The 14,247-nt window shown below is 58.8% G+C and carries 12 protein-coding genes; 3 read left to right on the top strand and 9 right to left on the bottom strand.

The window, feature by feature from the left end:
* Nucleotides 1-70: 70 nt before the first annotated feature.
* The gene (gene ldtR / locus ACILRN_RS02250) at nt 71-586 is read right to left on the bottom strand and encodes a transcriptional regulator LdtR (protein ID WP_395685175.1); all 516 of its coding nucleotides are present in this window, start codon (nt 584-586) and stop codon (nt 71-73) included.
* A gap of 278 nt (nt 587-864) precedes the next feature.
* Between ldtR and hemB the strand changes: the two genes are divergently transcribed.
* Nucleotides 865-1,872, top strand: coding sequence for a porphobilinogen synthase (gene hemB / locus ACILRN_RS02245; protein WP_395685136.1), 1,008 nt, complete (start codon nt 865-867; stop codon nt 1,870-1,872).
* A 269-nt stretch (nt 1,873-2,141) separates the two neighbouring features.
* Here the strand turns inward: hemB and ACILRN_RS02240 are convergent, their stop codons facing one another.
* Nucleotides 2,142-3,023, bottom strand: coding sequence for an NAD(P)-dependent oxidoreductase (locus tag ACILRN_RS02240; RefSeq protein ID WP_395685134.1), 882 nt, complete (start codon nt 3,021-3,023; stop codon nt 2,142-2,144).
* A gap of 137 nt (nt 3,024-3,160) precedes the next feature.
* Between ACILRN_RS02240 and ACILRN_RS02235 the strand changes: the two genes are divergently transcribed.
* Both ACILRN_RS02235 and ACILRN_RS02230 read left to right on the top strand, forming a co-directional pair.
* A complete protein-coding gene (locus tag ACILRN_RS02235) occupies nt 3,161-3,904 on the top strand; it encodes an arginyltransferase (RefSeq protein ID WP_395685132.1) in 744 nt (247 codons plus the stop codon).
* 120 nt (nt 3,905-4,024) lie between these two features.
* Nucleotides 4,025-4,792: a hypothetical protein gene (locus ACILRN_RS02230; RefSeq protein ID WP_395685130.1), complete on the top strand. Its 768-nt coding sequence runs from the start codon at nt 4,025-4,027 to the stop codon at nt 4,790-4,792.
* Here the strand turns inward: ACILRN_RS02230 and ACILRN_RS02225 are convergent.
* From ACILRN_RS02225 to ACILRN_RS02195, 7 genes are all read right to left on the bottom strand, one after another.
* Nucleotides 4,755-5,408: a hypothetical protein gene (locus tag ACILRN_RS02225; protein WP_395685129.1), complete on the bottom strand. Its 654-nt coding sequence runs from the start codon at nt 5,406-5,408 to the stop codon at nt 4,755-4,757. The two genes, ACILRN_RS02230 and ACILRN_RS02225, sit on opposite strands and share 38 nt — an antisense overlap.
* A 220-nt stretch (nt 5,409-5,628) precedes the next feature.
* Nucleotides 5,629-7,872 (bottom strand): DNA topoisomerase IV subunit A, encoded by a 2,244-nt coding sequence (gene parC, locus ACILRN_RS02220; RefSeq protein WP_395685127.1) that lies wholly within the window; start codon nt 7,870-7,872, stop codon nt 5,629-5,631.
* Between the two features lie 71 nt (nt 7,873-7,943).
* Nucleotides 7,944-9,611 carry a ribonuclease J gene (locus ACILRN_RS02215; protein WP_395685126.1) on the bottom strand — a complete coding sequence of 556 codons (1,668 nt, stop codon included), beginning with the start codon at nt 9,609-9,611 and terminating at the stop codon, nt 7,944-7,946.
* Complete coding sequence (locus ACILRN_RS02210; protein ID WP_395685124.1) at nt 9,608-10,360, bottom strand: biotin--[acetyl-CoA-carboxylase] ligase; 753 nt, start codon at nt 10,358-10,360, stop codon at nt 9,608-9,610. The genes ACILRN_RS02215 and ACILRN_RS02210 overlap by 4 nt, the downstream gene beginning before the upstream one ends.
* Nucleotides 10,357-11,802 (bottom strand): NADH-quinone oxidoreductase subunit NuoN, encoded by a 1,446-nt coding sequence (gene nuoN / locus ACILRN_RS02205; RefSeq protein ID WP_395685122.1) that lies wholly within the window; start codon nt 11,800-11,802, stop codon nt 10,357-10,359. Before nuoN ends, ACILRN_RS02210 begins: the two co-directional genes overlap by 4 nt.
* Before the next feature lie 12 nt (nt 11,803-11,814).
* Nucleotides 11,815-13,329 (bottom strand): NADH-quinone oxidoreductase subunit M, encoded by a 1,515-nt coding sequence (locus tag ACILRN_RS02200; protein WP_395685120.1) that lies wholly within the window; start codon nt 13,327-13,329, stop codon nt 11,815-11,817.
* On the bottom strand, nt 13,329-14,247 hold a 919-nt coding region (locus tag ACILRN_RS02195), incomplete at its 5' end, for a proton-conducting transporter membrane subunit (RefSeq protein ID WP_395685119.1). The genes ACILRN_RS02195 and ACILRN_RS02200, both read right to left, overlap by 1 nt.

Genomic DNA, 14,247 nt, shown 5'->3' with positions numbered 1-14,247 from the left:
AGGCTCAAGAGCCTGCCAAATACGGCAAGATTGAGATTTCCCGGCGGTTTTTCTAAGTGTCAGCAACCCCCTAGAGGCGGTAGAGGATCTGGTCTGTCCAATATCGCTCAAGCCGGCTCAAGGCCTTGTTGATGTGGTCGAGTTCGTCGGGGCCGAGACCAACGACCTGCTCGACGGCCAACATCTGTCGGTTGTAAAGCGCGTCCACGCGCGCGCGCACCGCTTGACCCTTCTCGGTGAGACGGATGCGCACGGAACGTCGGTCGGCAGCCGAGCGCTCATGATGGACATAGCCAGTCTCAACCAGGCGCTTCAGATTATAGGACACATTCGAGCCATGGTAGTGTCCCCGGCTCTTCAACTCGCCGGCAGTCAATTCGGCGTCGGCAATATTGTAGATCAACAGAGCCTGGACAGGATTCACTTCAGGTTCACCATGGCGTTCGAAGTCATCCTTGATCACTTCCAGCAGTCGATGATGGAGACGTTCAATGAGGTTGAGCGCATCCAGATACCGAAGCTTGACCGAATTGCGACGAGCATCGTCTGGCTTTGGGCGCGACACACTTGCTGAACTTCCTTGCATGACGACCACCTTGGCTGTTGAGCGCATCCATCCTCTCCCCGGAGTTTGGTCGCTGCGCCCCAAGTGCGGCAAACTAGCCACGAGGCTTTAAGGCCCGCTCAATAGCTTAGGTAAACATATCCTTAGGTTTTCAGGGACTTGGAAGAAATTCTCGTAACCTTTACAGAGTCTTTCTGACCGGGGAACGCCCTGACATGATGGCTGAACGCGCAGGCCAGCCATGCCTGCCTGCACGCATCCAGTTGCGTGGCGCGCCCCGGTCTTGATATGGAAACACCATGACACATCGTAGCGAAGCCGCTTCCGCCTTCCCCCAATTGCGCCTGCGCCGCAACCGCCGCACGCCGTGGTCACGCCATCTGGTGCGGGAGAATACACTGACCACCCATGATCTGATTTGGCCGGTATTCGTTATCCCGGGCCAGAACCAGAGGGAAAGCGTGGCATCGATGCCGGGCGTGACACGTTACTCGGTCGATCTGCTGGTGGACCGGGTCAAGGAAGCCGCAGACCTCGGAATCCCGGCGGTGGCGCTGTTCCCCAACACACCGCGGGAGTTTCGGACGCCCGATGCAAGAGAGGCCTTCAACCCAAACAATCTGGTCTGTCAGGCGGTGCGCGCCATCAGGGCGGCAGTGCCGGGCATCGGGATCATGTGCGACGTGGCGCTCGACCCCTATACCAGCCATGGCCATGACGGGTTGATGGAGGGCGAGGAGATCATCAACGATGCGACACTGGAGGCCCTGGTCAAGCAGTCACTCATCCAGGCGGAAGCAGGTTGCGACATCATCGCTCCGTCCGACATGATGGACGGGCGGATTGGGCGCATTCGCTCTGCTCTCGAGGCCGGCGGCCACCAACATATCCAGATCATGGCCTACAGTGCCAAGTACGCAAGCGGCTTCTATGGCCCATTCCGCGATGCCGTGGGCTCATCTGGGACACTTAAAGGCGACAAGCGCACCTACCAGATGGATCCCGGCAACACCGATGAGGCCATGCGCGAGGTGGCGCTCGACCTTGCGGAGGGAGCGGACATGGTGATGGTGAAACCAGGATTGCCCTACCTCGACATCGTCCGGCGCGTGAAGGAGACCTTCCGGGTTCCAACCTTCGCCTACCAGGTGTCCGGCGAATACGCCATGATCATGGCGGCCTGCAACCACGGCTGGCTCGACCCTGCTCGGGTGATCCCCGAGGCGCTGATGGCATTCAAGCGCGCTGGAGCCGATGGCATCCTCACCTATTTTGCAGTAGACGTCGCTAGAGGCCTGAAAGGCTGACACCAAAGCATGAACCAACCTGATTGAAGCGCGCTGCTTGAAGAATTTCACGGTTGGGCCAGCAGAATGGCGACCAGCGGGCAGGTGGCCCGGTCGGACCATCTGACGCCGCCACGGCGCGAAATGCCACCGCCCTAAGGGTTTGGCGGCAGCGGGCGTCCGGTTCATTGCGTTCCTCACGAGGAACCCCCAGTCCTGGTTTCACACCGCTCCTGCCGGTCCGCACCGCCGCGGCCGAACAGCGTGTGTCAGTCAGGCCGGTTCTTACTCTAGGCCTTGCGGTCCAGGTTCTGGAACCTCGCGATGAGGCTCGAGGTATCCCAGCGGCCGCCACCCAATTTCTGCACCTCGGCGTAGAACTGGTCGACCAGCGCGGTAACGGGCAAAGGCGCGCCGTTACGGCGCGATTCGTCGAGACAGATGCCCAGATCCTTGCGCATCCAGTCGGCTGCAAAGCCGAAGTCGAACTTGCCCTGGATCATGGTCTTGTGACGGTTCTCCATCTGCCAGGAGCCCGCCGCCCCCTTCGAGATCACCTCAACCACCGCCTCCATGTCCAGTCCGGCCCGCATGCCGAAATTCACCGCCTCGGCAAGACCCTGAACCAGCCCGGCAATGGCAATCTGATTGACCATCTTGGCCAACTGGCCAGAGCCCGGCGGTCCGAGCAGCTTGCACATCCGTGAGAAGTGGGAAATCAGAGGCTCGGCCTTGGCATAATCAGCTTGTGTGCCGCCGCACATAACAGTCAACACCCCATTCTCCGCCCCCGCCTGCCCTCCCGAAACTGGCGCATCAACAAAGCCAAGCCCCCGGCTTGCAGCCATCGCCTGAAGCTCACGCGCCGCGATGGCAGACGCCGTCGTATGGTCGATGAAGACGGCGCCTGACTTCATGGTCTGGAACGCACCGTCCGGCCCAACAGTCACCTGGCGGAGGTCATCGTCATTGCCGACGCAGGCAAAAACGAAATCGGCACCCGCGGCTGCCTGGGCCGGTGTCGGTGCGGCAGAACCGGCAAAGTTCTGCACCCATCTCTCAGCCTTGGCCGCCGTACGGTTGTAGACGGTTACGGAGAGCTTGCCACGTGACACGAGATGGCCCGCCATCGGGAAGCCCATCACGCCAAGCCCAATCCATGCTACGCGCATTCCGCCCTCCACTCATATATCGAAGCGTCGTAGGCGATTGGCGAGCCAGAATCAATTGACCTATCCCGTACAAGGCGTGCATGGTGTGAACGCAGCGGCATTATGCGCAGCCACAACCTGATACGGAGCAGGCCTGCTTGAGCATCGAGCGGCGAAATTTCCCGCAGTTCTTCATTACGGCGCCGTCGCCTTGCCCCTATTTGGCCGGGCGGGTGGAGCGCAAGGTGTTCACTCATCTCGTGGGCCATGACGCCCGGAGCCTAAACACCCAGCTGAGCCAGGGCGGGTTCCGGCGCAGCCAGAACATAGCCTACCGGCCAGCCTGCGACGGATGCGCAGCTTGCGTCTCGGTCCGCGTTCCGGCCAACACCTTCAGCCTGAAACGCAGCTTCCGGCGCACTCTGAACATCAATGCCGACATTCACTCAAGCGTGCTCAAGAGCGAGGCAACGTCCGAGCACTACTCGCTGTTTCGCAGCTACATCGACAACCGCCACAGTGACGGCGGCATGGCCGATATGACGGTTCTGGATTTTTCCGCAATGGTCGACGACAATTTCGTCGACAGCCGTCTTGTCGAATATCGCATCGCCGGACAGGACGGCTGCGCCGGGAGGCTGGTGGGTGCCGCCCTGATCGACATTCTGGGAGACGGCCTGTCTATGATCTACAGCTTCTATGACCCATCAGAAGCCGCCCGCAGCCTCGGCACCCACATGATACTCGATAACATCGCGCGAGTACGGCGCCTTGGGCTGCCGTATCTCTATCTCGGCTATTGGGTGCGCGGATCGCGCAAGATGGACTACAAGTCACGTTTCCTGCCACAAGAGCGCCTCACCGCAGAGGGCTGGGTTCTTTGCCGCCCTGCCGAGGGTTGATACGAACTGGATTGACGTAACGTCCGGCTTCGTCAAATATTAACTTTAAAGTTGCATATACTCTGCTGGGGAAGGTTGCGCACCTGCCGGTTTCCTCAGGCAAGACAGGGGGCATGGGGTATGTACGCGTTGACCGTTGGCTTGCAGGGTGTGCAGCCCGTGGGCGAAGCCACGGGACTGGCCGACCCGCTTCGAACCGTTCTTGCTGCCAGAAGCCTTTTGGAGGCCCTCCACGGCGCGGGTTACGGTGTTCGGCTTTCGAGCGACTTCGCTGCATTTGCGCGCCAGAGATTTCAGCTCCGCAGTTCTGCCGTTTCCCCCATGTTTGACCCGCAGGCTTCCCGCAGCTTGAACGAGCGAGGCTTCTGGATGGCGCTTCTCAGCCACGACGGCGCGACCGTTGGCTTGCAGGCCTTCCGGCTCGATGACGCCGATCCCAATCTCGCCGAGTGGGTTCTGGGCTGGATGATGGGGCTTTACGCCAAACGCCGCGAAATGATCGTGCCGCGAGCCGTTGCTCCGCCTGAACACTCCCTTTCACACTTGATCCGTGGACAGATCGTTTATCATGGTGAATTGTGGATCGACAAAGCCGCCAAAGGTTGCTTTCCCGCTTTTCCCAAAATCGGCATGCTCCTTGCGATGATCAAGTGGCAGCCAGAGGCTATATGGGCACTGACCGGCCAATCCATGGCCACCCGCGGCCATATGGTGAGGATGGGCTATGGCCATCTTGAACAGAGCTTCCTCACCTGGGAATGGGAGCCTGACGGAGCTGAACAGACCGAATGGATTGGCGTGGCGCTAAGGCGTCACCTCGAATTCTCAATTGCCGAAATGATCCCAGAAGCTACAGAGGTGAAATTTCAACCCTCGACACCTCAGTGACGATCCGAACGGCCTTCCGGCCAGTACCTGACTCGATCGGCACGACAACACGCTGATAGGGAACCCAAACCACATCACCTCGCGTCGATACCATGGCGGCATAGACATGGTCGTAATGCGGTTCGCCAGCGCGCATGACCTGAGAATAGACTTGGCTCACTGCCTGGTCATAGGCATGACCAATCCGACAGGGGTAGCAGCCCGGACTGACCCCCCATAGCTTGGCGATGGTCGATTGAGGCCCGATGCGGGCCACCCGGAACCGGCGCGACGGAACGTCATAGGTGCAGTCGACCGAGCAATCCTCATCCGCCCTGCTTTCGTTAATCGCCCGCCGCAACAGACTTGGAACATCGCGATGAGTTTTTGGAACGGTCGCGATATAGACCGACTGCACGAGTTGAACATCGCTTTTCTGAATGAGATGACGGACCCGATCGGCAGCCGCCCAACAACCTTCATGCCGCTCATTGAACCAGCCCGCAGAATAATACTGCAGATGAAAAGGCCCCCTGGCGCTGAGCAACCACTCGGCCACGAAATATAGCGACGACCAGTTTGGCGAAAACATGCCCCAGCGTACAGTGGTTCCATGTTCGTCCTCGAGGATCTTCACCAACCCATCCCGCAAGAGCAGATCAGTCTCCCCGGCTGAGGCTCCGGGCGAATCAGCCAAGGGAAGTCGTCGTCCACCCGCTATCCACTGAACTCGATCCAGCATCGCGATATTGGCCTGGCCAATCCGGCCGTTCGTTCAGAAGACTAGGCGGGAAATGATAAAACAAACTTAAGCGCCTTGGGGAACAGACCCTACCACAAACCAACTGGCAGGCGCGTCAGCCGAACTTGTTTCGAAGCGGGAAACCCTTCGGCGGCATGCGGCCAGCCTGAGCGCGTTCGCCCACCCACTCCTTCAGATCCGTCACCGTGAAACTCCGGCCTGATGAATCTGTCCAGCTCAGACCATCCTTGAGGCGGAAGGCTTTGGCGTCGCTCAAGCCTCCATCCTTGTAGCGTTGCAACCTGACACCCTTGCCACGCGACATGTCCGGCACCTCACTGCGCTTGAAGATCAGCATCTTCCGGTTCTCGCCAATCACCGCAAGGTGAGTTGCATCGTCAGCAACCGGCACACATACTGCTGCCTCGACCGGCGCTTTCACATTCAGTACCTGCTTGCCTTTTCGGGTTGTGGCTAGGCATTCATCTTCCGAAACGACAAATCCGTCTCCTTCGGTCGAGGCAAGCAGTCTCCTTGTACCCGGCACATGAACGAACAAAGCAACGATCGACTCCGCTGCATCAAGATCGCACATCAGCCGAACAGGTTCACCATGACCCCGGCCTCCGGGCAATTTGGCAACATCAAGCGTGAAGAACTTTCCTGCAGACGAGAATAGCATGACCCGGTCCGTGGACATGGCGTGAAAGGCAAACTGGCCCTTGTCGCCATCCTTGAAGGAAAGCGATCCAAAATCCTCTAGATGGCCCTTCATGGTTCTGATCCATGCCTTTTCGGAACAGACAACAGTGACGGGCTCTTTCTCCAGCATCGACTGTTCGAAGTCAGCATCGATGTCGGGAGCCTCGGCAAAATCAGTGCGCCGGCGGCCCAGTGGTGTTTTCTTCGAATACTTCTCCTTTACTGAGCGAATTTCATCGGCAATCTTATCCCATTGACCGACCTCGGACTTAAGCAACGCCTGCAGACCTTTCTGCTCCTTGCTGAGAGATTGGTGCTCGCCTCGAATTTCGACCTCTTCAAGGCGCCGCAGCGCCCTGAGGCGCATGTTCAGAATAGCTTCGGCCTGAGTATCGCTAAGCTTGAAGCGCTTGATGAGCGCCGGCTTTGGCTCATCTTCCTGACGGATTAGCCTAATGACCGCATCGAGATTCAGATAGGCGATGAGATAGCCATCCAGAATCTCAAGGCGCCGACCGATCTCTGCCAGCCGAAAATTGGATCGGCGAAGCAAGACATCTTTCCGGTGACCGAGCCATTCACGCAAGACCTCCCTCAGGCTCATAACCTTGGGGATCTTGCCGTTGCTCAGCACATTCATGTTGAGCGGAATGCGCGCCTCAAGCTCCGTAGTGCGGAACAGCAGCTCCATCATCACGGCAGGATCTATGCTGCGGCTCTTTGGTTCAAGAACAATGCGGACATCCTCGGCCGATTCATCTCTGACATCCGACAGCAGCGGCAGCTTTTTCGCCACCAGCAACTCTGCTATCTTTTCGATCAAACGGCTTTTCTGAACGAGATAGGGAATTTCTGTGACCACCACCTGCCAGCCGCTGCGGGGCAACTCCTCGACTGACCAGCGGGCCCGCACCCGAAACGAACCGCGGCCACTGCGATAGGCCTCAGCAATCGCATCCCGGCCATCAATGATGACGCCGCCGGTTGGAAAGTCGGGCCCCTGGACCAATTGCGCAATCTTGTCATCGCTGGCGTTGGGCGTCTTGATGAGATGAAGAGCCGCGTCACAAAGCTCCGCAGCGTTGTGTGGTGGGATGGACGTGGCCATGCCAACCGCTATTCCGGAGGACCCATTTGCAAGAAGATTGGGGAATGCACCGGGCAGCACCAGTGGCTCTTCCACGGAGCCATCATAGTTCGGACGGAAGTCAACGGTGTCCTCGTCAAGTCCATCCAGCAGCAGCTTGGCCACATCTGTCAGGCGCGCCTCGGTGTAGCGATAAGCCGCTGCGGAGTCGCCGTCGATATTGCCGAAATTGCCTTGCCCGTCGACAAGCGGATAGCGTGCAGCAAAGTCCTGTGCGAGGCGAACCAGCGCATCGTAGATCGACTGGTCACCGTGCGGATGGTAGCCACCCATCACATCGCCGACGATCTTGGCTGATTTCTTGAATGCTGCCGTGGGATCAAGCCGAAGAAGCTGCATGACATAAAGAAGCCGCCGGTGGACGGGCTTCAGTCCGTCTCGCACATCAGGCAGAGCCCGATGCATGATGGTGGACAGCGCATAGGCGAGATAACGGTCCTCAAGCGCCGTCTTGAGGTCAATCCTCTCAACAGAGTTCGGGCCAAGGGGTGGAACTACGTGCTTGCTCATGATTCGGGTCTTATAGCATTTGCGGCGTCCAGATTCTGCGGACTGTCACCTCGCGGGAAGATCAAGCCAGGCTAAACCTCCGTTACAATGACCTTGACGATGGGCTTCTTGCCCCAGGTCAGGTCAGCCGCCCGCCGAACGGCAGTGCGTATGGTTTCGGCCAAAGCAGCCCGATCCTTGCGGCGCGGTTTGGGGGTCGAGCCGAAGGCTTGTTCAGAGGCCTCCAGCAGTTCCGTCTCCAGACCCTGAGGAACGCCATCCGTCAGGAGTTCAATCGGCGCGGCGAGGTCGTTGCGGACATTGACGACCACGCTGACGAACACCGTGCCGACAACCGCAAGCTTGCGGCGCTGCCGGGCAGGTCCGTCTTCTCCTGGAACCACAAGACGGCCGTCAACATGCAGGCGCCCGAAAGGGGCTTCGTCGATCTCTTCAAGCAGGCCAGGCGCCAGCCGCAGAATTCGACCGTCGCGCGGAATCATCACGTCAGTTATGCCCCGCGTTATCGCAAAATTCCGATGGGCACGCAGATGGCGCGGCTCACCATGCATCGGGATAAGCGCCTTCGGCCTCACCCATTCATACAGCAACGCAAGCTCCTCTTGCCGGGGATGACCTGACGAGTGAACGAGATCATCCTCGCCCGTGATCACATCGACATCAAGCCTGGCAAGATTGTTGAGAACGCGGCCAACCTCCTTTTCGTTCCCAGGAATCGTCTTTGAGGAGAAAATCACCATGTCACCCGGCTCCAGCGCCACATGCGGATGCTGGTCTTCGGCAATACGGGCAATGGCAGCTCGCGGCTCGCCCTGACTACCCGTGCACAGCAGCAGTACCTTGTCTGGCGGCAGATATCCGAACTCCTCCTCATCCAGGAGCCGGCCGGAGTCGACCAGCATGCCACAGGCTCGCGCTGCCTCAATTGTGTTACGCATTGCCCGGCCCGCGATCACCACCTCGCGGCCAACAGACCGCGCTGCCCGGATCGCGGTGGTGATCCGCTCAACATGAGAGGCGAATGTCGTGACAGCCACCCGCCCATTTGCCTTCCGCACAAGAGATGTGATCCGGCGCGCCACATCGGCCTCAGAGGGTGAATGTCCTGCCCGCAGGGCGTTGGTCGAGTCACACACCAGGGCATCAATGCCGCGATCGCCCAATTCGCGCAGCCGCTTTTCATCAATTCCCGCTCCCATGCCAGGCGTACGATCGATTTTCCAGTCTCCGCTGTGAAGAACGCGTCCTTCTTTCGTTTCAACCAGCAATGCAGTCGGTTCGGGCGTGGAATGGGTCACGGAAACGAACTCGAGCGAGAATGGACCTGCCGCAAACCTTGAACCCACCGGAAGAGTCTTCACCGGCACATCTGAATCAAGGCCAGCCTCCTTGAGCTTCAGCGCAAGGATCTGGGCGGCAAAAGGCGTGCAGTAAACGGGACACTGGAGTTGAGGCCACAGCCAGGCCACCGCCCCCAAATGATCTTCATGGGCATGGGTGAGAACGAGACCATGAAGCCGAGACCGCTCGGCTGCGATATAGCCGACATCCGGCAGGATGACATCAATGCCAGGGTCCGCCTCCTCGCCAAACTTCACACCGAGGTCAACCATGATCCACTGACGTGCATCGGCAGGGCCCGTGCCATAACAGTAGCAATTCATGCCGATCTCGCCCGTACCGCCGAGCGGCAGAAAGACCAGTTCATGGGGCATATGGCCCCGGCGCCTGGCATTCATGATGATTTCTGCCTCTGTTGTTCGAGTTGCGCGAATGTTACCTCGCCAGCATGTACATGAACCTGTCCTCCACCCGGTTCCTGCAGAATGAGAGCCCCGTCGACGGCAAGGCCCCTGAAGATTCCCTCACGCTGTTCATGGCCAATCTTTGCGGTGACGCTCTCGCCCATACCCAGGGCGCGCACGCTCCAGTCGCCCCGGATCGACGCAAAGCCCCCGCCCTCATCCCACTGGCGCAACCGAAGCTTCAGGTGATGGTCTAGCGCCGCGAGGACCACGTCCACACCAAGATTGCCACCAAGGGCAGTCACCGGATAGGGCGTTCCGGACGGAGCATGTGCTATGTTGATGCCACATCCGATCGCCACACGCAGAGGAGCCATACCCACCACCTCAGGCAGCACGCCGCAAAACTTCGCACCGGCCAACAGCACGTCGTTTGGCCACTTGATACGGGCATCGAGACCGGGCCGCAGGTTGGCAACCGTATCATGTACGGCGAGGGCGGCAACAAAACTGATCTGGTGGACAGCCGTTGCCTTCTCCGAAAGTGAAAACAGGAAAGTGGCATAGAGGTTTCCAGGTTCGCTGACCCAGCCACGCCCCAGACGCCCGCGGCCATCCGTCTGTTCACCGGCCAGTAGCCAGATTGGCCCACACTCACCCAATTCAGCCAGCCGCCTTGCTTCCGAATTGGTTGAATCAATACGGTCGAAGTGCCGAACCGGATGTCCCGTTGGGAGGATCAATAGAGCGACTTGGCTGCAGCTGCCGCGACCTCAATCACAGGAGCCGCAATCCACGGAATGACAAAGAGCAGGGTGAATGCGCCCGAGGCATAGGCAACAAGCTTCACCTCGCCATCGATCGGATCCAGCGGCTCACGGGGTTCGTCAAAATAGATGATCTTCACGATGCGAAGGTAATAGAAGGCACCCACAACCGAACTCACGACGCCGATGATCGCGAGGGTGAAGAGACCAGCCTGCACAGCTGCTGCGAATACGAAATACTTGGCGAAAAAGCCGGCTAGCGGCGGAATGCCGGCCAGCGAAAACATCAACATCGCAAAAATGAAGGCGATCAACCGATCGTGCCGGGCGAGACCTGAGAAATCAGAGATATCCTCAAGCATGACGCCTTTCCGGCGCATGGCCAGCAGGCATGCGAACGAGCCCAGCGTCATGATCATGTAGATGATCATGTAGAGGACGACCCCCTGCACTCCCTGTTCGGAGCCCGCCGCGAGGCCTACCAACGCATATCCCATGTTGCCGATCGAAGAATAGGCAAGCAACCGCTTGATATTGGTCTGGCCAATTGCCGCAAAAGCACCAAGCACCATTGAGGCGATCGAGAGAAAGACAATTATCTGCCGCCAGTCAGTGGCTATGGATCCGAAGGGCTCCACCATGACGCGGGTGACAAGAGCCATGGCGGCCACTTTTGGGGCGGCGGCAAAGAAGGCCGTAACGGGCGTCGGAGCTCCCTCATAGACGTCAGGCGTCCACATATGGAAGGGTACTGCAGAAATCTTGAAGGCCAGACCAGCGATTACGAATACAAGACCAAAGACCATGCCAAGGCCAGCGCCGTGCTGCCCGAGATGCGCTGCAATCTGGGGAAACTCGGTGGATCCGGTGAAACCGTAAACCAGAGACGCGCCGTAGAGCAGCATGCCCGAGGACAAGGCGCCCAGCACGAAGTACTTGAGCCCAGCCTCGGAGGCCCGCGCCGAATCGCGGTTGATTGCCGCCAACACATAAAGCGAAAGGGACTGCAACTCGAGCCCCATGTAGAGTGCGATGAGGCTATTGGCAGAGATCATCGTCATCATGCCCACGGTCGCAAGCAAGACCAGGACGGTGTACTCGAACCTCTGCGAACCATCCCGCCGCATGAAACCTGCTGACAGCGCCAGCGCAACAGCAGACCCGAAGAGAACCAGCACCTTCATCACACGGGCGAACGTATCCACCACGAACGCTCCCCTGAAGGCCTCAAGCCGACCATCACCGCCCCAGAGGACAAGGGTCGCTACTATACCCAGAGCGACCAGCCCGCCGATCATCACGGGCTCGCTGTCCTGGTTCTTGCGAAATACGCCGAACATAAGAAGCGCCATGGCGAACACCGCCAAGACAACCTCCGGGAGGGCGGCGAGCGCATCTGCCTGTTCGAGAAGCCACATATCGTCCGGTCCTTATCGCAGCGAGGCCACTGCCAGCGCATGGGCATGGGCGGCAGCCTCGTTCAGAGGCTTGATGATTGTTTCCACGGCTGGCCCGAAGGCATCGAGAATGGGCGCGGGATACGCGCCAAAGAAAATGGTGAGAACTATCAGAGGCAGAAGGGTTGCCAGCTCCCGCGGCGTCATGTCGGGCAGATGCATCAGCGCGGGCTTCTCAAGCTTGCCAAAGACGACACGGCGATAAAGCCAGAGCGCGTAGCCCGCCGAAAGAATGACCCCCGATGTGGCCAGGAAAGCAACCCAGCTATTGGCCTCGAATGCCCCCATCAGCGACAGGAATTCGCCAACAAAGCCTGACGTTCCGGGAAGACCCACGTTCGCCATGGTGAACACCATGAACGTGAAGGCAAACAGCGGCATGGTCTTCACCAGCCCGCCATAGGCAGCGATCTCCCTTGTATGCATGCGGTCATAGACAACGCCAACGCAGAGGAACAATGCGCCCGACACGAGACCATGGCTGATCATCTGGAACATGGCGCCATCGATGCCCTGGCGGTTCATGGAAAAGATGCCCATGGTCACAAACCCCATATGCGCCACCGAGGAGTAAGCAATCAGCTTCTTCATGTCCTCCTGCATCAGGGCAACCAGCGACGTATAAACGATCGCGATAACCGACAGAGTGAACACGAAATCCTGGAAGTACAGACTGGCGTCAGGGAACATCGGCAGGGAGAACCGCAGGAAACCATAACCGCCCATCTTCAGCAGAATGGCAGCAAGGATCACCGAGCCGGCGGTCGGCGCCTCAACATGGGCATCCGGAAGCCATGTATGAACCGGCCACATTGGCATCTTGACCGCAAAAGACGCAAAGAATGCAAGCCAAAGCCACTTTTGCGCCTCCGGACTGAAGCCAGGATCGGCCAAGAGCTTCACGATGTCTGTCGTTCCGCCGGTCCAGTACATGTAGATGATGGCAAGCAGCATCAGAACCGAGCCGAGCAGCGTATAGAGAAAAAACTTGAAGCTGGCATAGACGCGGCGGGGGCCACCCCAGATTCCGATGATGAGGAACATCGGAATGAGGCCTGCCTCGAAGAACAGATAGAACAGCACCATGTCGAGCGCGCCGAAAACTCCGATCATCAGCGTCTCAAGCACAAGGAAGGCGATCATGTATTCCTTCACGCGCCTTGTGACGTGCCAAGACGCCAGAATGCAGATCGGCATGAGAAATGTCGTGAGGATCACGAAGGGCATCGATATGCCGTCAACGCCAAGCTTGTATGTCGCAGCGCCGCCAAGCCAGGCATGCTGCTCAACGAACTGGAAACCCTCCACGCTCGGGTCAAATCCAATCCATAGCAGAAGCGAAAGCAGGAACGTGACGAGCGTCGTCCAGAGGGTACCCCACCGCACATTCCGAAGCGAGGCTTCCCCTTCACCCCTCACCGTCAGGATGAACAGAACCCCGAGCAGCGGCAGGAAAGTGACAACAGAGAGAATCGGCCAGCTTGTCATCAGTGCCCGCCCCCAAACATGAACCACGAAATCAGGGCCGCCACACCGATCATCATCGCAAAGGCATAGTGATAGACATAACCTGTCTGAAGGCGCACCACTCCGCGTGTCAAATCGCCAACGACGGCCGCAACGCCATCGGGCCCGAAACCATCAATGAGTCCACCATCGCCCCTCTTCCAGAGAACGCGCCCAAGCCACATTGCAGGCCTGACGAAGACCACGTCATAGATCTCGTCGAAGTACCACTTGTTGAGAAGAAACCTGTAAAGGGGTTCGTTCTGCGCCGCCAGTCGGGCCGGAAGGGCTGTGTTGCGGATATAGAAAAGCCATGCAAGAGCAAAGCCGAGAACCATCGCGACCAGCGGCGACCACTTGACCATACCCGGGATGACGCCTGGCTCGTGAATCTGATGAAGCACCTCTCCGGTAGAGATCGAGGCGCCCCAGAACTCGACGTAGTGATGGCCGATGAAGAAGTCCTTGAAGACGACGCCTGCCAACATCGCGCCAACTGCAAGCACGCATAGCGGCGCCAGCATCACGGCCGGGCTTTCATGGACATGCCCCATGGTCTTCGCATCCGCGCGCGGCGGACCCGAGAAAGTCATGAAGGCGAGCCGCCACGAGTAGAAGGATGTGCCGAAAGCGGCCAGCAAAAGCATCCAGAAGGCAAACCCCCAGCCCGTGAGCCAGGCTGACTCGATGATCGCATCCTTTGAATAATAACCCGCCGTAAAAGGAAAGCCGGTGAGCGCCAGGTTGCCGATGATCATCATCGCAAAGGTGATGCGGATGAGGGGCCCAAGCCCGCCCATCTTGCGCATGTCCTGCTCCCCCGACATGGCGTGGATAACCGAGCCGGAGCCCAAGAACAGCAGCGCCTTGAAGAAGGCGTGTGTGAAGAGATGGAATACG

This window comes from Aestuariivirga sp., from assembly GCF_044238155.1.
In the GTDB taxonomy this organism is placed as follows: Bacteria; Pseudomonadota; Alphaproteobacteria; order Rhizobiales; family Aestuariivirgaceae; genus Aestuariivirga.
Note: the sequence above shows the minus strand (reverse complement) of the source record. Positions and strands in the feature narration are given on the sequence as shown.